Origin of the sequence: Psychrobacillus sp. FSL H8-0484 (assembly GCF_038005325.1) — a bacterium.
In the GTDB taxonomy this organism is placed as follows: Bacteria; Bacillota; Bacilli; order Bacillales_A; family Planococcaceae; genus Psychrobacillus.
In genome coordinates, this window is the sequence record NZ_JBBOSZ010000001.1 from 2756496 (window position 1) to 2777939 (window position 21444).

At 37.8% G+C, this 21444-nt stretch carries 19 protein-coding genes and 1 pseudogene; 2 read left to right on the forward strand and 18 right to left on the reverse strand.

Going from position 1 to position 21444, the window contains the following annotated elements; genetic code table 11:
- Positions 1-4: 4 nt before the first annotated feature.
- The 6 genes from MHH81_RS13425 to MHH81_RS13450 form a co-directional block, all read right to left on the reverse strand.
- Complete coding sequence (locus tag MHH81_RS13425; protein ID WP_340922048.1) at positions 5-2197, reverse strand: RelA/SpoT family protein; 2193 nt, start codon at positions 2195-2197, stop codon at positions 5-7.
- A 132-nt stretch (positions 2198-2329) separates the two neighbouring features.
- Positions 2330-2842, reverse strand: coding sequence for an adenine phosphoribosyltransferase (locus MHH81_RS13430; RefSeq protein ID WP_340922050.1), 513 nt, complete (start codon positions 2840-2842; stop codon positions 2330-2332).
- On the reverse strand, positions 2833-5187 hold the full coding sequence (gene recJ / locus MHH81_RS13435) for a single-stranded-DNA-specific exonuclease RecJ (protein ID WP_340922052.1): 2355 nt from the start codon (positions 5185-5187) through the stop codon (positions 2833-2835). The genes MHH81_RS13430 and recJ overlap by 10 nt, the downstream gene beginning before the upstream one ends.
- 69 nt (positions 5188-5256) lie before the next feature.
- Positions 5257-5607: a LapA family protein gene (locus MHH81_RS13440; RefSeq protein WP_340922054.1), complete on the reverse strand. Its 351-nt coding sequence runs from the start codon at positions 5605-5607 to the stop codon at positions 5257-5259.
- A gap of 385 nt (positions 5608-5992) precedes the next feature.
- On the reverse strand, positions 5993-8263 hold the full coding sequence (gene secDF / locus MHH81_RS13445; protein WP_340922056.1) for a protein translocase subunit SecDF: 2271 nt from the start codon (positions 8261-8263) through the stop codon (positions 5993-5995).
- A gap of 161 nt (positions 8264-8424) precedes the next feature.
- Positions 8425-8739 carry a post-transcriptional regulator gene (locus MHH81_RS13450; protein WP_340922057.1) on the reverse strand — a complete coding sequence of 105 codons (315 nt, stop codon included), beginning with the start codon at positions 8737-8739 and terminating at the stop codon, positions 8425-8427.
- 91 nt (positions 8740-8830) lie between these two features.
- On the opposite strand from MHH81_RS13450, the gene MHH81_RS13455 reads away from it, so the two are divergent.
- A complete protein-coding gene (locus tag MHH81_RS13455; RefSeq protein WP_340922059.1) occupies positions 8831-10357 on the forward strand; it encodes an oligosaccharide flippase family protein in 1527 nt (508 codons plus the stop codon).
- Positions 10358-10658: 301 nt separating this feature from the next.
- Here the strand turns inward: MHH81_RS13455 and MHH81_RS13460 are convergent.
- From MHH81_RS13460 to MHH81_RS13500, 9 genes and pseudogenes are all read right to left on the reverse strand, one after another.
- A pseudogene (locus tag MHH81_RS13460) lies at positions 10659-10918 on the reverse strand (transposase); the annotation flags it as partial.
- 296 nt (positions 10919-11214) lie between these two features.
- Positions 11215-11853, reverse strand: a complete 639-nt coding sequence (locus MHH81_RS13465) for a DUF421 domain-containing protein (protein ID WP_340922061.1) — start codon at positions 11851-11853, stop codon at positions 11215-11217.
- Positions 11854-11927: 74 nt separating this feature from the next.
- Positions 11928-12191, reverse strand: a complete 264-nt coding sequence (gene yajC, locus MHH81_RS13470; RefSeq protein WP_340925247.1) for a preprotein translocase subunit YajC — start codon at positions 12189-12191, stop codon at positions 11928-11930.
- A gap of 43 nt (positions 12192-12234) precedes the next feature.
- A complete protein-coding gene (gene tgt / locus MHH81_RS13475; RefSeq protein ID WP_340922063.1) occupies positions 12235-13374 on the reverse strand; it encodes a tRNA guanosine(34) transglycosylase Tgt in 1140 nt (379 codons plus the stop codon).
- Positions 13375-14415 (reverse strand): tRNA preQ1(34) S-adenosylmethionine ribosyltransferase-isomerase QueA, encoded by a 1041-nt coding sequence (gene queA / locus MHH81_RS13480; RefSeq protein WP_340922065.1) that lies wholly within the window; start codon positions 14413-14415, stop codon positions 13375-13377.
- A gap of 17 nt (positions 14416-14432) precedes the next feature.
- Entirely contained in the window at positions 14433-15443 is a 1011-nt protein-coding gene (ruvB, locus tag MHH81_RS13485; RefSeq protein WP_340922067.1) for a Holliday junction branch migration DNA helicase RuvB, read from the reverse strand.
- Between the two features lie 18 nt (positions 15444-15461).
- Complete coding sequence (gene ruvA, locus MHH81_RS13490; protein WP_340922069.1) at positions 15462-16082, reverse strand: Holliday junction branch migration protein RuvA; 621 nt, start codon at positions 16080-16082, stop codon at positions 15462-15464.
- Between the two features lie 91 nt (positions 16083-16173).
- Positions 16174-17022, reverse strand: coding sequence for a phosphotransferase (locus tag MHH81_RS13495; RefSeq protein WP_340922071.1), 849 nt, complete (start codon positions 17020-17022; stop codon positions 16174-16176).
- A 3-nt stretch (positions 17023-17025) separates the two neighbouring features.
- Positions 17026-17967, reverse strand: coding sequence for a LysM peptidoglycan-binding domain-containing protein (locus tag MHH81_RS13500; protein WP_340922073.1), 942 nt, complete (start codon positions 17965-17967; stop codon positions 17026-17028).
- Positions 17968-18107: 140 nt separating this feature from the next.
- Here MHH81_RS13500 and MHH81_RS13505 point away from each other — a divergent pair, with 140 nt between their 5' ends.
- A complete protein-coding gene (locus tag MHH81_RS13505; RefSeq protein ID WP_340922075.1) occupies positions 18108-18638 on the forward strand; it encodes a transcription repressor NadR in 531 nt (176 codons plus the stop codon).
- Between the two features lie 149 nt (positions 18639-18787).
- On the opposite strand, the gene pheA is transcribed toward MHH81_RS13505, so the two are convergent.
- The 3 genes from pheA to obgE are packed head-to-tail and all read right to left on the reverse strand — an operon-like array spanning position 18788 to position 21442.
- Positions 18788-19666, reverse strand: a complete 879-nt coding sequence (gene pheA, locus MHH81_RS13510; RefSeq protein ID WP_340922077.1) for a prephenate dehydratase — start codon at positions 19664-19666, stop codon at positions 18788-18790.
- 12 nt (positions 19667-19678) lie between these two features.
- Positions 19679-20134: an ACT domain-containing protein gene (locus tag MHH81_RS13515; protein ID WP_340922079.1), complete on the reverse strand. Its 456-nt coding sequence runs from the start codon at positions 20132-20134 to the stop codon at positions 19679-19681.
- Between the two features lie 18 nt (positions 20135-20152).
- Positions 20153-21442 carry a GTPase ObgE gene (gene obgE, locus MHH81_RS13520; RefSeq protein WP_340922081.1) on the reverse strand — a complete coding sequence of 430 codons (1290 nt, stop codon included), beginning with the start codon at positions 21440-21442 and terminating at the stop codon, positions 20153-20155.
- Between the last annotated feature and the right edge of the window lie 2 nt (positions 21443-21444).

Consider the following 21444-nt stretch of genomic DNA (forward strand, 5'->3'; position numbering starts at 1 on the left):
TCCTTTAATTAATAATTCGTTGTACGGAGTAAACATCTGATAACTGTTTAATACGGTCCGCTACTTTATGCAAATGTGCTATGTCTGATATTAAGATCGTTAAATGAATGGAAGCAATGTCATTATCAGATCTTCCCGTTACAGCAGCAATATTTGTTTTTGATTCATTTACTACTTGTAACACCTCGTTTAAAAGACCAGTACGGTCAAATGCAGATATTTCAATATCCACCTGATACTCTTTTTTCATTGGTGTATCTGAATGTTCCCAATCGACTTCAATAATTCGAGAGTGTGCATCGTCATTTTGTACATTAGGGCAGTCCCCACGATGAACCGATACCCCTCGACCTTTTGTAATAAATCCTACAATTTCATCACCTGGGACTGGACTACAGCAGCGGGAAAGTCGAATAAGCAGGTTCTCGATACCTTTTACAACTACACCTGAATCTGTCGATTTTTTAATCTTAGGTGTTTTCATTTCAGTTGTAATTTTTTCTAACGCTTCTTCTTGATCGCGAATTTTCCGCATTTTTTCTGCAAGTCGATTAACTACTTGTTGCGCTGTTATACCGTTGAAACCAACAGCAGCGTACAGATCCTCTTCCCCGGCAAAAGCATATTTTTCACATACACGCTTTATATTTTCAGGAGTTAATACTACCCTAATATCAAACTCTTGTGCTTTTATTTCTTTTTCAATAAGTTCTTTACCTTTAATAACATTTTCATCACGAAGTTGCTTTTTAAAGAACTGTTTAATTTTATTTTTGGCTTGTGAGGATTGGGCAATTTTCACCCAGTCTTTACTTGGACCAAATGATTGTTTAGAAGTGAGCACTTCGATAATATCACCTGTTTTTAACTTTGTATCAAGTGGAACCATCTTGCCATTTAATTTTGCGCCTATCGTTTTATTTCCTACCTCAGAGTGGACGCGGTAAGCAAAATCGATTGGTACAGAGCCAGCAGGTAGCTCAATGACATCACCTTTTGGAGTGAACACATATACCATATCCGAAAATAGATCGAATTTTAGAGATTCCATAAATTCTTCTGCATTGGACGATTCTTGTTGAAACTCAAGAATTTCTCTGAACCAAGTTAACTTAGAATCAACCGTTAATTTGTTTGTCTCTACTTTTTTTCCTTCTTTATAAGCCCAATGTGCCGCAACCCCAAATTCAGCAATATTATGCATTTCTTCCGTGCGAATTTGCACTTCTAAAGGTTCTCCATTAGGTCCGATCACAGTCGTATGAAGAGATTGGTATAGGTTTTGTTTTGGCATCGCAATGTAATCCTTAAATCTACCAGGCATTGGTTTCCATAATGTATGAATAACCCCCAATACGGCGTAACAATCTTTAATACTGTTGACGATAATTCGCATTGCAAGAAGATCGTATATTTCATTGAACTGCTTGTTTTGAACGACCATTTTTCGATAGATGCTATAAATATGTTTCGGTCGACCAGATATATCTGCGTCTACTTCCATTTCATCTAATTGGTTACGAATGTCGTTCATGACATCACTTAAATACGACTCTCGCTCTGTTCGTTTTTTCTTCATAAAATTAACAATACGATAGTACTGCTGTGGGTTTAAATAACGTAAAGAAGTGTCTTCTAATTCCCATTTCACTGCAGAAATCCCCAGACGATGGGCAAGTGGTGCAAAAATTTCTAATGTTTCATTGGAAATACGACGCTGTTTTTCTTCTGGTAAATGCTTAAGCGTACGCATATTATGTAAACGATCAGCAAGTTTGATAAGTATAATTCGAATGTCCTGTGCCATTGCAATAAACATTTTGCGGTGATTTTCTGCTTGCTGTTCTTCTTTTGACATGTATTTAATCTTGCCGAGCTTTGTAACTCCCTCTACTAAGAGCGCAACTTCCTCATTAAAATCCCGAACGATATCTTCTCTTGTAAACTCCGTATCTTCTACTACATCATGTAAAAAACCAGCAGCAACGGTTTCTGGATCCATTTGAAGATCAGCAAGAATTCCGGCTACTTGGATTGGATGTAATATATATGGTTCACCAGAATTACGAAATTGTTCTCGATGTGCATGTTCTGCTAGTGCGTAGGCTTTTTTAACAAAATCAACATGCTGTTTGTTCATATAAGTAGAAAGTGTATCGAAAACATCTTCTGCTGTCTTCACTTGATCTTTTGCCATGCCATTCACCTGATTTCGTTATATTTCAAAATAGTATATAAACTATATTGTATAAAAAAAAAGAGGGACTTGTAAAGTCCACCCTTAGACTGTGTAGAAAATAGCTTCACTTATCTATAATCTTAACAGAAATTAATACTGCATCAATGTGCAAATATTGTAATCTTTTAATTTGTCGCGACCATCTAGGTATGTTAGTTCGATTAAGAATGCACACCCTACAACAACTCCGCCTAATTCTTCTACTAATTTAATCGTGGCTTCGATTGTTCCACCAGTTGCTAATAAATCATCAACAATAAGAACTCGTTGTCCAGGCTTAACAGAATCTTTATGCATCGTTAAAACGTCTTTTCCATATTCTAAGCCATATTCAGCACGAATTACTTCACGAGGAAGCTTTCCTTCTTTACGAACTGGTGCAAAGCCTACACCAAGTGCATAAGCAACTGGACACCCGATAATAAATCCACGTGCTTCAGGTCCCACTATAATATCAGCATCCACTTGTTTTGCGTATTCAACAATTTGGTCCGTCGCATACTTGTATGCTTCGCCATTATCCATAATTGTCGTAATATCTTTAAAACGAATGCCTGGTTTTGGCCAATCTTCTACAATTGTTACGTATTGTTTTAAATCCATTTTTGCTCCTCCTCAGGAACGGTTTGTACTGCTTTTCGCTCTTCAAACCATTGTTTCAGTTCTATATATGGCGCATACAAAAGCTTTTGTTCAAGCTCTATTTGTTTAGCACGTTGGTGATAAGCTGGTGCTTCCGATAAATCCTTTTTAGCGATATTATCATTTAAGACCAACGTCCCACCCTCTATTCTAACAAAATTAAGCTCAAAAAACACCTTTGACATAAAATTAATTGTTCCTTGACTCCAACCCGTATGCTTCGATAATTCATGTACATGCTGTTTTAGTGCAAATGTTTTTCGTTTTGTTAAAAAAGAAAAATACCATTTGAACTGTTCTCTTGTTGGTAGCCCTTCAAAATAAGTAGACTCAGTTGCATAAAAATGTGCATATATTCGCTTCCATTGATGGTGTTCCAACAACTGTACCAGTAGCTTTTCATCTGAAGGTAAATCTAAAACCGTTACGAAATCTGCATAGATCCTTTGCTCCACCAAATCCTTAAATAGCCATACCTTTTCCTGAATGAATGAACGGAAATGACTAATGGAAGCTTCATCAAAGGATACAAAAATAGTCTGTCCTACTGGAATGGTTGGTAGCCAGCGATTCACTTGACGAATTCCTCTTATATCAAATAGCTGCCATTCGTTTGTTCTTGCATCTTGAATCATTAGCTGTGGTTTCTTTCTGCCGTTCCATTCGTTAATTTGTAAGTCTCCGATAAATGATAGTTTCGTAGCCGGGGCGATTTCATCTGCTAAATCCCCTTTTCCAAATCCAATTGCATCTAATACCGTAGCTCCTTGCTTTAACTCCAACTTCACATGATTTTGTGCCGATCCAATTTTCCGTATAGAACCTACTTCTATATTTTCTATACAATAGACAGGCTTTGCAAAACCCATTCCGAATGGTGCAAGCTTCCGAAGCGAATCAATAGATTCTGTCGAAATTTCATCCATCTCGAGAGGAACGTCAATTAAAATGACTGGAACTAATTGCTCCTCTGTTAAACAAACTTTTGCTTGATCGTTCAATCTTACTTTAACCTCTTCTAGATGTTCCAATGGAAAGGTCATACCAGCTGCCATTGGATGTCCTCCAAAATGAGGAATTATATCATTATTTTTTGCGAGTTCTTTATACATATGGAACCCTTCAATACTTCGAGCAGACCCTTTTGCCATTTGCTTTTCTTCATCAAAGCCAAGGACAATAGTTGGACGATAATACTTTTCAACAAGTTTGGAAGCAACAATTCCTAATACACCTGGATTCCAGTCTTTTTTTCCAACCACAATTACACTTGGACCTTGTATATTATTCTCTTGTTCAATTAGTTCAATCGCCTCATCGGTAATTTGCTTGACAATTGCTTGACGTTCTTTATTTTTTTCGTTTAACATATTGGCAATTGAGAGTGCATAATTTGACTCCTCGGTTAAAAATAATTCTACTCCTGGAGCGGCTTCGCCAAGTCTCCCAACCGCGTTAATTCGAGGACCAAACATAAAACCAATTGTCTCCTCATTGATCGCAGATATTTCCACACCACTTACATTTGCGAGCGCTTCAATTGCAACCGAATCGGTTCGTTGCATCTGTTTTATTCCTTGCTGCACGAAATAACGATTTTCTCCTGTCAATGAAACCAAATCCGCAATTGTTCCAATTGCTACTAAGTAAAATAATTCCTTTGGCATTTCCCCAATTAATGCATGAGCCACCTTGAAAGCCACCCCTACTCCAGCTAAATGGGGAAACGGATACGTAGTGTCTTTTAGTCCAGGATGAATGATGATGTCTGCTATAGGTAGCTCTTCTCCTGGTTCATGGTGATCCGTGACGATAACATCCATCCCTAACTCTTTTGCAAATTGAATTTGCTTCAGACCAGAAATACCATTATCGACTGTAATGATTAGTTTAACCCCTTCGTCAAACGCTTCTTGAAATAAACGCTCACTTGGTCCATAGCCATCGATAAATCGATTCGGTATTTTAAAAATAACATCCGCACCAAGGGACTCCAGTGTTTTCATCATCACTGTTGTACTTGTAATACCATCTGCATCATAATCTCCGTATACCATAATGCGTTCCTCAGCATCTATTGCTTGCTGTACCCTTTCTACTAAATCGTCCATTCCATTTAGTAAAAATGGGTTATGTATATGTTCTTCCGTTACATGTAAAAAGTTTTTTGCATCTTCTACGTTTTCAAAACCTCTTGAAACTAACACTTTTGCACACACTTTTTGGATATTAAGTGCCTGTTCTAAAGCAGAAACTAGCTGTTCGTCGGGTCTTGAAATACGCCATCTTTTTTGAGATTGAATCATTTTTCTTCACTTCCTTGTCTTTATTATAACGCAAAAAAACCTTTTGACATTAGCCAAAAGGTTTTTGGATTATTTTGTTGTTTTCTCATCATGAAGGCTAACTGATTTTTCAACTACCTCACTTTGTTTTGCATGTTGGCCTAAAAGCTCATTTTGGAGTGCTGCAAGAGATACTTCTTTCTTTTCAAGCTCTTTACTTAATTGCTTCACCTTACGTGAAAGTACAAAGGACCGATAAATTGCAACAGTTCCACTCATCATGGCACCTAATAGGGCAGAACCTAAAATAACTAAAATAAGCGGCCAGTCCGCTTCTCCAAATACATAGTTTACAGGTACTGCTCCAACATTATTTACAGCAAATAAAGCAATAATAACAGCAAAAATTAAACCTAATAGTAATGTCCACTGAAATTTCATCCCTTCACCCCTTTTACTTATTACTCTACCATAAAATTTTAAGAAAAGCGCCAGTGGCCCCGGTCATACTCTATAAAAAAATTGGGCTGTCCCTAAAGTCATATAGTGACTGAGAGATGGTACCTTTTCCAATGTATTGATTTCCGTTCCAGACGGACGCTTTCCGCGGGCATGGCTTCAGTCTCCTCGTCGCTTTCGCTCCTGCGGGGCCTTCTGCTCATGCTATTCCCGCTGGAGTCGCCGTCTTTCACTACAATCAATTGCCTACAAAGAATAGTAGTTTTAATAAAAAGTATACAAAAAACAGGTGTAGAAAAAGACTCGTTTTTCTACACCTGCTTCAATTTATGGGCTTATTGGACCGCCCCAATGAATTTTCGTTTTATTATACTACCGGCTCGTCTGAACCCCATGTTTTTTCTTCTTTTTTCACATCAATTCCACCTGTTTTGCGTAACTCTTTCACTTTCAAATCGAACCACAATTGCGTAGCGATTAAAATTGAAGAGTATGTTCCAGCTATTAAACCGATTAACAATGCGATGGAGAAGTTGCGAATACCTTCTGCACCAAATAATAGAAGTGCGACAACTACTAAGACAACAGTAAGTACCGTATTAACCGAGCGTCCTAATGTTTGACGAAGTGATTTATTGACAATGGTTGCTAGCTCTTCTTCGGTCGTAATTTTATTACTACGAAGTAAGTTCTCACGGATACGGTCAAACGTTACAATTGTATCGTTGATTGAATATCCAACAATCGTCAAGACAGCAGCAATGAATGTAATATCAACTTCTAAACGTAGAATACTGAATATAGCAACCATTAAGAAAGCATCATGTAGTAAGGAAACAATGGAAGCTACACCCATTCGCCATTCGAAACGGAACGCAACATATATAACAATTCCGATAGCCGCAAATATTAATGCTTTAAGAGCATTTTTAGCAAGCTCTTTACCAACTGTTGGAGATACTGTACTTACTGTAGGTTCTTCTCCAAACTGCTCTGTCATCTCTGCTTTTAATGTTTTAATCTCTTCTTGTGAAAATTCCTCTTTGTAACGAACAACTGCACTATCACCATTTTCTCCAGATAAAACAATATCTTCAGATGATAATCCGATACTCTCAATTTTCTTGGAAACAATTTCCTGTGTTAATGGAGTTTCAGAATTGATCTGTACACGAGTACCAGAAGAGAAGTCAATTCCTAGATTCAATTTGAACACGCTCAATACAACGATTCCCGCTATTGTTAAAACAATAGAAGCTGTATAGAAAATTTTACGGTTGTGCACGAAATCTAAACGATCAAATTTAGTTGTTAAATCTAATGTATCAACTTCCTCTTCAGGAGGATGAATACGTTTTTTGGATATACCAAACCAGCCTGGTTTATTATCAAAGTATCCACTATGAACTAATAATCCTAACAGGATACGTGAAGCCCAAACTGCTGTGATAAACACAACTAAAATACTAATGATTAACAAAGTAGCAAATCCTTTAACAGAGCTTGTACCAAAGAAGAACAATACCGCTGCTGCTAAAAGCGTTGTAATATTCGCATCAAAAATAGCGGAGAATGACTCTTTAGCTCCCGAGTCAAATGCTTTTTTCACAGATTTACCAACACGTAATTCTTCCCTAATCCGCTCATAGGTTAAAATATTTGCATCCACAGCCATCCCAACACCGAGCACAATCGCTGCGATACCAGGAAGTGTCAGTACACCGTTAATCCAATCAAATATAACTAAAATCAAGAAAATGTAGACGATTAACGAAATAACCGCTATTGCACCTGGTAAACGGTAGTAGAAAAGCATAAAAATGAAAATAGCTGCAACACCGATAATACCAGCTAAAATAGTACTATTTAATGCTTGTTCTCCGAATTGAGCACCTACAGATGTAGAGTAAATTTCTTTTAATTTAACTGGTAAAGCTCCAGCATTTAAAATACCTGATAAATCTTTTGTTTCATCTACAGTAAACGCTCCAGAAATCTCCACACTATCTGAACTAATTCGTTGTGAAACTCTTGGAGCAGATGTGAATTTAGGTTTTTCCTTCATCACTTCTGCAGCGTATGAATCCACACCTTCTTCAAAATCTAACCAAATTACTAATACATTGTCTGGTGCTGGTTTAGCAGCAATTTCTCCAGTAACTTCTGCAAATTTATTAGCGTCTTTTAATTTTAGTGTAACAATTGGTTGTCCTTGTTGGTTAAAAGCCGCTTTCGCTCCGCCTTGTTTTAAATCCGTTCCGTCCAACATAATATTATCTTCAGAATCTCGGAACGTTAAATTTGCTTGTGTAGAAAGCAGTTCTCTTGCTGTATCCTGATCTTCCACCCCAGCAAGCTGTACGCGAATACGATTTCCATTTTCAATCTGAATACTAGGCTCACTAACACCAAGTACGTCAATACGACTAGTTAGAGCAGAAGCGGTGTCACTAACAACCTCTTCTGTTATATTTTGACCTTCTTTTAATGGCTCTACTTGATAAAGTACTTCAAAACCACCTTGCAAGTCTAATCCTAGTTTAATATTGTTTAAAACATTCGCAGCTGTTGGGCTAATTGTCCCTGCAAAAATTACGATGAGCAATAAAAACGCAACTATGCGTCCTCTAGTTTTCATATGTATGTTTCCTCCTAAGAAAAGCACTTAGACATCACTTATTTGACATCTAGAGCTTAACAATTACGAAATAGAGTATTCCTGCTATTTCATTCAAAAAAAAAAAAACGCAACATATTTATTATGAAACACGATGCGCTCACTGTCAAATAACGGATACATCATTTATCTTCAATTTTTGAGTTTAATAATAAGTGTAACTCTTCCTGATTGATTTCCGAAAACCAATTCGAAGTTCTAGAATTCTGGATTTGTTCAAAAGTCATATATTCTGCAGGTGAAATAGAAAGAACATCATTTACAATTTGATATAACGGTAGTGAAAGAACGTTTTGCTTTCGCCACTTTTTTGTCACACAATATTTCCATATGTCTTTTTCGGTAACCGTGTCATATTGATATACTTCAAATTCACTTTTTTTACTTTCTAAAGCAGGTAATACGTGCGTAAAAATATCTTCGTATGTGTTTTCCAAAATACCGCACCCCTTTATAGAATAATGTACCAAGTAATATGCATATTGTTATTGTAAACGAAGTTCCTGTATTTGAGAAGGAAGTGTTCAATTGTCTACATTTTTAAGAGGATCTATTTTGTTAATGCTTGCCATTTTTTTGTCCAAGTTCTTAGGTTTTATTTTTCGAATGCAGTTTGTCCGCTTAACAGGCGAAGAAGCAGTAGGTATTTATATGACCGCATATCCTGCCTTCATATTCTTTCTATCGCTTATTCAACTAGGAATACCAGTTGCCATGTCCAAAATAATTGCTGAATTACGGGCGAGGAATGCTATTTCTCAATATTTCTCGGTCATGCGAACTTCTGTAATTGTTACAGTCATTTCTATTTTAGCATTCACACCATTCTTTTTATATGTCACACCATTTATTTCTGGAAATCTTTTGAAAAATGATGCGATAGCGATGACGCTCTATGTATCGATAGCCATCGTACCGATTGCAGCTGCGGGTGGGATATTAAAAGGGTTTTTCCAAGGAATTGCTCGACTTGAGGAAACTGCAGTAGCTCAGCTTATGGAACAGATTGTTCGAATTATACTCATTAGCTTTTTACTACCATTTTTTCTCACTTCTGCTTCCCCACAAGAAGCAGCAGCTTATGCAATGTTTATATCTCTTTTGGCTGAACTTGCCGCTCTCTTATATTTAAAATGGAAATATAACAAATGGAAATATAAGCAAACTTACACAAAAGCTAAAAGCGGTTATCCTTTGTCACCATTGTTTGCGATTGCGCTACCATCTTCAGGAAGTAGATTATTTGGCTCGTTCACTTGGTTTTTAGAGCCTATTATTTTTATTAAAGCTCTTGCAATAACAGGAATGACAGCTGTTGCAGCTACTACGCTTTATGGGGTAATTTCAGGAGTATTAATACCATTAGTACTATTTCCTTCATTCATTCCTTACGCTCTTTCTATTGTGCTTATCCCAGCTGTCAGTGATGCGTTTGCTAGAAAAAATTACTCCTTACTAAAAGAAAGAATTCATTTGTCATTAAAATTTTCTACGTTAACTGGTTGCTATGCTGCCACTCTCTTTTATTTACATGGTGGTGAACTAGTTTCTGCACTTTTTCACGTGGAAAATGGCACAGTTTACATGAAAATTCTTTCCCCAATATTTTTCTTTTATTATATTCAAAGTCCACTTTTTTCTATCTTGCAAGCATTAAACAATTCAAGAGCTGCGTTTTTAAACTCATTATATGGTGGTGTAGGAAAACTGTTATTATTATTTTTCCTTGCCTCCCAAGCTTCCATACAAGAAAAAGGTGCTGTAGTTGCGATTGGCTTTGGAGTGTTAATTACTTCATTTTTACATATCGCTTCGTTAAAAGAAAAAAAAGAAGCACAAATTGGCTTCTCGTTTTTTGTTCTCCCGTATGTAGTCTTTTTACTTACCATTATTTCTCGTCCGTTAATTTTATCCATTGGAGACCGTCCATTAATCATGGATTGTTTGTTTACCATGGTCTATTTAACAATTGGGCTAGTTCTCTTTAGACAAATTAAACGTAAGGAAGTAGCTGTCATTTTTAAAATAGCCAAATCATCCAAAAATAGATTTTAGTTTTAGCTCTGTCAAACGATCATGTTGTTACCTGCCGAAAATCCGCTCGCTATTGGGTCTTGGCAGCCCATTTTTCCGCAGGAGTCTCATTGATTTACGTCAAAAAACATATTCTTCTAAAAAAACAACAGCCTAATTTAACAGAGGCCACTGAAAAACTTACGTTTTTAAAACAGTAAATTCTTTTTAAACAAAAAACCGGCCCTTCTTGTTCAAGTTTGAACAGGAAGGGCTGGATTTCTTTGTTTATTTCTTCTACTTTTCGTTTAGTAATTTAAAATCCGTTTCAGATTGAAGTTGTGAGGATGTTCTTTTCTAGTACTATTTCTACCGTTTTTCCAATAAGCATGTCTAATAAGGCTTTATCTTGTAGACGAAATCGACGGAATTTCGTTAATGCACTGGCACCACTGACTGGCTCTTCTGAAGCCATCTTAAGAAATATTTAATCGACATATCATATTTCGAACGCTCTACTACATCCACATCTGATACATCAAAAATCGCTTTCAATATTAGATATTTGAACATGCGAATCGGTGGAATCGCATTGCGTCCATTTTATGGTGTTTGGAGTGGAAGGCGGCGACTCCAGCGGGAAAAGCGCGTCCAGGTGAGACCCCGCAGGAGCGCACATAGGAACAAAGGCTAGGAACGCCACCTCGTGTGGCAACGCCTTCGTGACCAACATCCTGTCGGCCTGAGGAGGCTCACGGACCGCCCGCGGAAAGCGTCCGCCTGCAACGGAATCACCTTGATGTCATATTTAAACAAAAAGCGAGTTCTTAAACGACTTGTCGTTCAAGGACTCGCTAAGACATGATGTTTCAGTGCCCTCATTTAACATTGCCTAAGTCTTAAAAAGAAGTTTTTAGTTGGATATATAAAGCATCCTGTTCATAGCTACAATAAAATATTTTCTTCACATCGGTAATAGACTTTTTTTCTAACTCTTCTAGTAGCCATTTTTCATTTTTGCCAATTCGTTCTAAATGATCTTGTTGTATATCCCCATCAATAATAATTGGAAATACGTATTGCTCTTCCTCTTTTTTGAAGACAGATAAATTACCTGAGGGTTCTAAAAAAGCGTAAGATACCGACTGTATGGAACCAATTTGCTGCTCCCGTAGTTGCTGCAGCAAATCATCTAAATTGTATCGTTGCTTTCTCATTTCTTTCTCAACAATTATTCCATCCTTCATAATTATCGAAGGTTTACCTTCCATCACGTCGCGAAATTTTTTACTTTTTAAAGAAAAATAGGAAACGCCAATTTGTATGATAAATAAAATAACCATTGGAACTATTGCATGAATAAAATTGCTATTCGGATCATCTAAAGCAAAAGCAGCTACTTCTGCTATTAATAAAAAGACGACTAAGTCAAAAATACTCAACTCACCGACTTCTCTTTTTCCCATTAATCGTAGTATGCCTAAAATGAACCAATATAAGACTATCGTTCGCAAAATAATGACGAGTATGTCGTGCACATTAACCACCTCAGCATTATTTTGCCCAATGAAAAAGAACTTACTCATTTATTTTAGAGTAAGTTCTTTTTTTCTTAAGACTCTGAAACAACTCGTCCAACTGCTACGCGCTCGAATTGTAAACGAGTTCCGTCCGCAACCGTGATAAAAATTGTTTGATCATCCACTGCATCTATCTTTCCGTGTAAACCACCTACCGTAATAATCTGGTCCCCACGTTTTAGACTATTTTGCATTGAAGCTGTGTTTTTTTGACGTTTTTGTGCTGGTCGGATGATAAAAAACCACATCACAGCAAACATCGCGATAATTGGTAATAAACCAACTAATGAATCCATATTCATATATTTCCCCTCCTTCTCTCTTTACAGTATACAAGAATCAGAAATTTTTTGCATTTGGTTTATTATAACCGTATTCTTCAAAAAATTCTTCTTTGAAATCAAGTAAACGATCTTCGCGGATAGCTTGACGCACATCTTTCATTAAATTCATTAAGAAATGAAGATTATGATAAGAAGCTAAACGTAGTCCAAACGTTTCATCAGCTTTAAATAAGTGACGAATATATGCTCTTGAATAATTTTTACAAGTATAGCAATCACATTTGTCATCAATTGGTCCAAAGTCACGAGCGAATGCCGCACCTTTAATAACTAAACGACCTTTCGAAGTCATGAATGTGCCATTACGGGCGATACGTGTCGGTAACACGCAGTCAAACATATCGACTCCGCGAATTGCACCATCAATAAGTGAGTCCGGAGATCCAACTCCCATCAAATAGCGAGGTTTATTGTCAGGCATTAAAGGTGTTGTAAATTCTAGTACACGGTTCATCACATCTTTTGGTTCCCCTACTGAAAGGCCACCAATTGCATAGCCTGGAAAGTCAAGAGACAGTAAATCTTTTGCAGATTGTTTACGTAATTCCTCGTATTCCCCACCTTGAATAATTCCAAATAGCCCTTGCTTATCTGTATTTGTATGGGCCTCTAAACAACGCTCTGCCCAGCGAGATGTACGCTCTACAGATGCTTTCATATATTCAAAAGTAGCTGGGTAAGGAGGACATTCATCAAATGCCATCATAATATCAGAACCTAAGTCATTTTGAATTTGCATGGACTTTTCAGGACTTAAAAATAATTTATCTCCATTTAAATGATTACGGAAATGAACGCCTTCTTCTTCAATTTTACGCATATCACTCAAACTAAATACTTGGAAACCACCAGAATCCGTTAAAATAGCACGGTCCCAGTTCATAAATTTATGCAGGCCACCAGCTTCACGAATAATATCATTACCTGGGCGGAGCCATAAGTGGTACGTATTACTTAAAATAATCCCAGCATCCATCTCTTTAATTTCTTCTGGAGCCATTGTTTTCACGGTAGCTTGTGTTCCTACAGGCATGAAAGCTGGTGTTTCAAAAGAGCCATGTGGTGTATGGACAATTCCAAGACGAGCTCCTGTTTGTTTGTCTTTTTTAATTAATTCATATGTGATTGCTGTCATTTAATAATTCCTTCCTTTTATAAACATTGCATCCCCAAAACTAAAGAATCGGTAACGCATCTCAATTGCTTCTTTATAAGCAGACAATATAAAATCTCTTTCTGTCAGAGCACTTACAAGCATAACTAGTGTCGATTTTGGCAAATGGAAATTCGTAATCATTCCATCGATACATTTAAATTCATACCCTGGGTAAATGAAAATCGATGTCCAGCCACTATCTTCTTTTATCAAACCGTCAAATTTTGTAGCTACGGTTTCTAGTGTTCGTGTAGAAGTTGTACCAACTGCAACAATTTTACCACCAGAAGCTTTCACTTCATTTATCGTATCGGCCGTTTCTTTAGAAACTCGATAAAACTCTGCATGCATTTCGTGATCGTCAATCGAATCGACACTTACTGGTCGGAATGTTCCAAGTCCAACATGAAGTGTCACAAACGCTATTTTAACACCTTTTGCTCGAATGTCATCAAGTAAATTATCGGTAAAATGCAATCCAGCAGTTGGAGCCGCCGCTGAACCTTGTTCTTTTGCATATACTGTTTGATAACGTTCTTTATTTTCCAACTTTTCATGAATATAAGGTGGTAGAGGCATCTCTCCAAGCTTATCCAGTACTTCAAAAAACACTCCTGTATATTCAAAGCGGAATACTCGTCCACCATGTTCTTTTAATTCGGTACAAACCGCACTTAATAAACCATCGCCAAACGTAACTTTTGTCCCAATCTTTACACGTTTAGCTGGTTTTACAAGTGTTTCCCAATGGTCACCTTCAATTTGTGTTAAAAGTAAAACTTCTATACTTGCACCTGTTTCTTCTTTTACACCCATTAAGCGAGCAGGCATTACTTTAGTATCGTTTAATACTAAGCAATCTCCTTCGTTTAATTCATCCAATATGGCCGAGAACTTTTCATGTGTATAGAAGCCCTTCGGATAATCAGCTATTAACAGCTTACTGCTTGTCCGATCAAGTAATGGCGTTTGTGCAATTAATTCTTCTGGTAAATCAAAATCAAAATCTTCTACTCTCATTTTGCTTACATCCTTTATTAGTTGTTTCTTTCAATCGGTAATGGTATTCCTAAATGCTCATATGCGAGCGATGTAACAATTCTTCCACGTGGGGAACGTTGGATAAAACCGATTTGCATCAAGTATGGCTCGTATACATCTTCAATAGTTGTAGACTCTTCTCCAATACTCGCCGCTATTGTGTCCAGCCCGACGGGTCCCCCTCTAAAACGTTCAATCATTGCATTGATTAGCTTGTGATCAATATGATCTAAACCGCGAGGATCTACTTGCAGTAGCTCTAGAGCTTCCCTCGCCATGTCGATTGATATATGCCCATTTCCTCGGACTTGCGCGTAATCTCGAACTCTTTTTAGTAAACGATTGGCAATACGCGGTGTCCCTCTGGCACGTCTAGCAATTTCTCCAGCGGATTCATGATCAATGGACGCATTAAACAGATCCGCACTCCGTACAACAATGGACGTAAGTGCTGCTTCATCGTAATAATCGAGTCGAAGTAAAACACCAAAACGATCTCGTAATGGCGCAGATAATGCACCTGCTCTTGTCGTTGCGCCGACCAATGTAAAAGGTGGCAAATCAAGTCGAACACTCCTTGCAGCTGGACCTTTCCCAACAACTATGTCTAAGCAAAAGTCTTCCATTGCAGGATATAGTACTTCTTCTATAGAGCGATTTAAGCGATGTATTTCATCAATAAACAATACATCTCCAGGCTCTAGTGAACTAACAATAGCTGCTAAATCACCAGGGCGCTCGATTGCTGGCCCACTAGTCATGCGTATCTGGACGTCCATTTCATTCGCAATTACAGAAGCAAGTGTCGTTTTACCAAGTCCAGGAGGTCCATACAAGAGACAATGATCTAAACTTTCATTTCTCATTTTCGCTGCTTCAATGAAAATCTCTAAGTTATGCTTAATCTTCTCTTGCCCAATATATTGCGCTAATAACTGCGGACGGAGTGATTGCTCAAATGGCTCATCAAAATTAGAAATTTCGCTCGAAATCACACGTTCTGTCATGCCAAGTCCCTCCTTTACTTATTTCCCGGAAAATAATAATTGTAAAGCTTTTTTCATAAACTCATCCGTTGTTTGAAGCTCTTTATTTGTCTTCAATTGTGGACGGACTTTTGAAAGTTCACGTTCCGAATAGCCAAGTGCTGTCAGAGCAAGCATTGCTTCTTCTAATTCATGCTCTGTATCGCTATCTACAAATAAAGTTGGTTCGTCGTCTTCGAATTCCATCAGTTCTATATCGATTAAATCATGTAATTTTCCTTTTAAATCTAAAATCATTTGACGAGCGGTTTTTTTCCCGACTCCTGGAAATTTCACTAAAAATGATTCATCTTCTCGTTCGACTGCTTGAATCACATGAGTCGGTTCGCCACTAGCTAAAATCGCTAAGGCACCTTTTGGACCTATACCAGATACGAGAATAAGCTTTCGAAATAACTCTCTTTGCGCTAATGTCAAAAAGCCCATTAATTGCTGCGCATCTTCTCTTACATGAAAATGCGTAAACACTTGAATGACTTCTTCACTCTTTCTAAAGGCAAATGGATTTGGTGTAAAAAGCTGATATCCTATTCCTTGTTGTTCTAGTACTACGTACTCAGGTGTCACCCGTGTCACCTGGCCTTTTATGTAATCATACATGCCCTAAATCCCTCACAATCCATACACTTATTATACCATATCAAACAAAGAAGGCCGCCCCCAAATGAGCGACCAACTCCACATTTAACTCTTATAGCTGACTTAAATTATAGCACAAATTAGTCCAATTGGTTAAAGCTTTGTTCGTATATGGAACTAACTGATCAATAAACTTTTGTTTTCTTTCTACCGGTAAACCAAATGCATATAACCATTCTCTATATAATTCATTTGGAAACATCAAAGCTTCTTTATGCTTGCTTACAATTTCCTCTAATACGGGAAATTCACTAAGTAAAAAATGAATATCGTATTCAATTTCAGGAAGTACCCGATGAATCCATAAAATATATTCCATTTCTTTAGGAGCAAGAACTGCAAGATCAAAATCAATAATCTTATACGAAGAGCCATTCGATAAAAAATTATGGTGGACAACATCACCATGCAAAATAGTACGTTCTTTCATACTAAATGGTCCAATGTTTCGAAGTGCAATCTCACCATATAACAAAAGATGCTTTGTTTTGTAATTACCGATATAGGATTCGATAAAATATGCAATTTCTGTTATTTTCAATAATCGATTTTGCCACTTTGAAACTAAATTGAATGGATATAGAACTTTACTATCTTCCCAAGAAGTAATCCGGTTTGTTTTATGCAGTCGATTCAATAATGAATAGACCTCTTTCCGATCTTTTTCATTACCATAATTAACTGAGTGCGTTCCTTTAAACCAAGGCTGAATGATAAAATCAGGCTGAGAAGAAGAGATAACAGGTAATACAAATGGTTTTTCCATATATTGCAATTCATTATGAATAAAACGAATTTTTTCCGCCTGCACCACGGAAGGATATTTCTTTACGGAAAATACTCCATTTTCATTTTTCCACTTCCACACATTCTTTTTAATTTGCTTAATGTAATCGTCCACTTATTAAAAAGCTTGATATGGTTGTGGATATGGAGGGCATGATTCTACTGGGAAGTAGCATAATTGTGAACATGGACATCCTCCGTATGGGTGCATTTGCGGATGCATATGTGGGTGCATATGTGGATGCATCCATGGGTGTATCTGTGGGTGCATACATGGGTGCATTTGCGGCATACATGAACACAAATATGCAAATTGCTGCATAGGTGGATACTCATACATAGGCTGCATTGCAGGAGATGGTTCCTCCATCATCGGAGACACTTCCTGCTCAATTGGTGCTGGCATTGGTGTTGGTCTTGGTGTTGGTAAAGGCATTTCTGGTGATTCACACTCTTCACTAATTGCTTCAATACAAGTGGATTCCACTAATCTCCACCCTTGAGGAGATGGTGTCATATCTATGTCTGGTACTGGCATCATATGAAATGGAAGCGAATAAGGCTGAATTGGTTGTGGTTTATGCATAGGGTAAACTGGCTGAACCGGTTGCATCTGTGGCATCTGTGGCATTTGCGGCATCTGCGGCATCTGTGGCATCTGTGGCATCTGTGGCATCTGTGGCATCTGTGGCATTTGCGGCATTTGTGGCATCGCTGGCATCACTGGCATCGGTGGCGGTTGCGGGATCGGTTGTGGCTGTGGCTGCGGTTGAACTATTTGCTTTGGTTGGACTGGGTGAACTATTTGTTTGGGTTGTATCGGTTGAACCTTTACCCCCTCCTTCTTCGTCATTTCTTTTTTAACAGGCCGATTCTCGCTATACGGATGAGCCATCGATTCCGTCTTATGTGTAACCGGGATAAAAATCTTCATACCCGGTACAATATATTCCGGATTTGCGAGATGTGCGTTTAACCTTTTTAATTCTTCAAAAGAAACACCATAGCTTCTTGAAATTTTCCAAAGGGTGTCACCTTTTTTGACAATATGAATCTGCACAGTCTTCCTCCTTCCTTCCTTCTCCTTAAATTATGTGTAACACCTAAAATTGGTCACAGATTTTAAAACAAACACACTTCCCTTCATGATAAACTTATGAATAGGAACTATACCGTTATGCAAGTTTGGAGGGATTAAAGTTGAAAAAGTTAAAAGGGGCAGAACGTAGAAGTTGGATCTTTTCTTATTTAAAAGAACAAGATCAGCCGGTAACAGGGGCAGAGCTTGCTAAGCAAGCAAATGTCAGCCGACAGGTAATTGTAAATGATATTACTTTATTAAAGGCAACGAACATCCCTATTGTGTCTACAAGTCAAGGGTATATTTTATTACCAGACAAAGAGAATAGTGCTTATGTTCAAAAACGTGTTGCATGTAATCATCAATCAAAAGATTCGGAAGATGAGCTACTCACATTAGTAGACGCCGGGGTTACGGTAGAAAATGTCACGGTAGAGCATCCTGTATACGGAGAAATCACCTCTGCCATCATGGTTTCTAACCGTCATGATGTAGAAATATTTTTAAAGAAAGTTAGAGAAACAGAAGCATCTTTTTTGTTGGAACTTACTTCCGGTATTCATCTCCACCTTCTATCTGCACCAACAGAAGAAATTTTAAACCGCGGAATAGGAGCTATTCAAAGAAAAGGATATGTAATTGAAGAATAGGGTGTCTATTTATCCAATAATTGATTTAACTAGACCATTTTCGCTTAAAGAAAGACCAAATTCTTTTAAAGTACATTCTTTCCCAAATAACTGAGACCAATTCCCGTAAATGCGAGACTAAATTAAATGAAACGCAAAACAGAAGCACCTCAATCTGCAGGCGCTTCTGTTTCCGTTTCGTATGTATTGTAAGATCCAAGAGACTTCACTTCACAGCCTAATGCTTTTAATTCTTCCACTGCACCTACCATCATAGGAGTTCTTTCATCCTCTAATACATCGATGATGAAAAAGTATTGCCCTAGTCCAGTTTTTAAAGGTCGGGATTCAATTTTGCTTAAATTCAGCTGTCTCCATGCAAAAACAGAAAGTACTTGATGCAATGCCCCAGAACGATCGTCTTTTGGCAATGTGATCATCACTGTCGTCTTTATTTGATCTGTATGGCCAGGTTGTTGGATACTCTTATTCTTTTGGGAGAGTACAAAGAAACGAGTGTGATTAAAATGAAAATCGTGAATATTATGCTCAACGATTTTTAATCCATACTCAGTAGCAGCGGATGTATTTCCAATTGCAGCAATACATGCTTGTTCATTTTCAGAAACAAATTTTGCTGCAGCAGCTGTTGAAGTCGATTGTTCAAGTGGCACTTTTCCAAAGCGATTATACAAAAACTTATGGCATTGAGCCAGAGCATGAGGATGAGAATAGACAGTCGTTATGTCTTCCCATCTTTTTTCATTGTCTGGATGTACCATTAAATGCTGTTCTATTGGAGCTAGTATTTCAGCAATGACATACACATCTGCTTCATGAAATAAATAATCAATCGTTAATGGAACTGTACCTTCTAACGCATTTTCGATTGGTACGACAGCATTATCCACTTTTCCACTAGCGACTGCTTCAATGGCTTCTGGTATCGTTCTTATTGGAACTAGTTGTTTATGTTGGAATAAACACTTCGATGCTAAATGGGTAAAAGAAGCTTCCGGTCCGAGGTAAGCCACTTGTTGAGTTGACAATTAAAATCCTCCTTATAAAGCACCAGAACTAATAACTTCCGCTGATTCCACAAAGTCTAGTCGCTTCATTTCATTTATGAATTCCTCTAATTCCTTTGTCATTGCCGTGACATCTAGCGATAACGTCACACTTGCTCTGCCTTGAATTGGTATCGTTTGGTGAATAGTTAGTACATTACATGCAGAGTCTGCTATGAGTTGGAGTAATCTTGCGAGCGTTCCTTCTCTATCTTCTAACTGTAAAAATACCGTTAATATTCTTTCTTGCACAATCGAATGGAACGGAAAAACCGCATCACGATATTTATAAAAAGCACTTCGGGATAAGTCAACTTCTTTTACTGCGTCCCAAATAGAAGATACTTTCCCAGATTGAAGAAGATGCTTTGCATCCAAAGTTTTTTGCATTGCTTCAGTAAGCACATCCTCTCGCACTAAAAAAAAGCGCTGGTTTGTAACATCTTTCATGCGGTTCCCTTCTTTCTCCTATTCGATAAACTCAAATTCAAATTTCAATAGTCTTACGATGTCTCCATCTTTTGCTCCACGTTGGCGTAATGCTTCATCTATTCCCATACCACGTAATTGTCTTGAGAATCTGCGGATAGAATCTTCTCTACTGAAATCAGTCATTTTAAATAATCTTTCAACTGTCCCACCAGATAATACGAATGCTCCATCATCATCTCTAGTAATCGTGAAGTCATCTTTTTGGCCTTCATGTTTATACATAACAGATGTTTCTGTTTCTTCTTCCATCAATTCTTCTAACGGGAATTCTGGAGCTACTTCTAATAAGTCAGCTACAGCAAATAGTAATTCTTGCAGTCCTTGACGGGAAATTGCTGAGATTGGGAACACCTTCATATCAGGGCCAACCTTTTCTTTAAATGCAATTAAGTTTTCTTCTGCATCTGGCATATCCATTTTATTTGCAACAATAATCTGAGGTCTTTCCGTTAAACGAAGATTATATTGTTTTAGCTCTTCATTGATTGTTAAATAGTCCTCGTAAGGATCACGGCCTTCCATCCCAGACATATCGATTACATGTACAATAACGCGTGTACGTTCAATATGACGTAGGAATTGATGACCTAGGCCAACACCTTCATGTGCGCCTTCGATTAATCCTGGTAAATCAGCCATCGCAAAACTACGGTGATCTTCTGTTTCAACCATTCCTAAATTAGGAACAATTGTTGTAAAATGATACGGAGCAATTTTTGGTTTTGCTGCAGACACAACCGATAATAAAGTCGATTTACCCACACTTGGGAATCCTACTAAACCTACGTCCGCTAGAACTTTAAGTTCTAATGTAACGCTTAACTCGTATCCTGGTTCACCCTTCTCTGAAAGCTCTGGAGCAGGATTTGCTGCCGTTGCAAAACGAGAGTTTCCTCGACCACCACGGCCACCTCTTGCGATTACTGCTTTTTGACCTTGCTCTACTAAGTCCGCAATAACTTGTCCAGTTTCTTCATTCATCACAACAGTACCCGGAGGAACTTTTACGAATAAATCATCTGCATTTGCACCATGCATATTCTTACTTCCCCCGTGTTCTCCACGAGTTGCTTTAAAATTGCGTTTATAACGGAAATCCATTAACGTACGTAAACCTTCATCTACTACGAAAATAACATCTCCACCGTTTCCGCCATCCCCACCAGCGGGACCTCCCATAGGAACATATTTTTCACGACGGAATCCAACCATACCATCTCCGCCGTCTCCACCTTTTACATACACCTTCACGTGATCGACAAACATAT

Bases quoted from the DNA above. Each gene is read 5' to 3' on its own strand.
- MHH81_RS13425 (WP_340922048.1), bottom strand. From the start codon at position 2,197: ATGGCAAAAGATCAAGTGAAGACAGCAGAAGATGTTTTCGATACACTT.
- MHH81_RS13430 (WP_340922050.1), bottom strand. From the start codon at position 2,842: ATGGATTTAAAACAATACGTAACAATTGTAGAAGATTGGCCAAAACCA.
- recJ (WP_340922052.1), bottom strand. From the start codon at position 5,187: ATGATTCAATCTCAAAAAAGATGGCGTATTTCAAGACCCGACGAACAG.
- MHH81_RS13440 (WP_340922054.1), bottom strand. From the start codon at position 5,607: ATGAAATTTCAGTGGACATTACTATTAGGTTTAATTTTTGCTGTTATT.
- secDF (WP_340922056.1), bottom strand. From the start codon at position 8,263: ATGAAAACTAGAGGACGCATAGTTGCGTTTTTATTGCTCATCGTAATT.
- yajC (WP_340925247.1), bottom strand. From the start codon at position 12,191: ATGGATTCATTAGTTGGTTTATTACCAATTATCGCGATGTTTGCTGTG.
- tgt (WP_340922063.1), bottom strand. From the start codon at position 13,374: ATGACAGCAATCACATATGAATTAATTAAAAAAGACAAACAAACAGGA.
- queA (WP_340922065.1), bottom strand. From the start codon at position 14,415: ATGAGAGTAGAAGATTTTGATTTTGATTTACCAGAAGAATTAATTGCA.
- ruvB (WP_340922067.1), bottom strand. From the start codon at position 15,443: ATGACAGAACGTGTGATTTCGAGCGAAATTTCTAATTTTGATGAGCCA.
- ruvA (WP_340922069.1), bottom strand. From the start codon at position 16,082: ATGTATGATTACATAAAAGGCCAGGTGACACGGGTGACACCTGAGTAC.
- MHH81_RS13515 (WP_340922079.1), bottom strand. From the start codon at position 20,134: ATGAAAGATGTTACAAACCAGCGCTTTTTTTTAGTGCGAGAGGATGTG.
- obgE (WP_340922081.1), bottom strand. From the start codon at position 21,442: ATGTTTGTCGATCACGTGAAGGTGTATGTAAAAGGTGGAGACGGCGGA.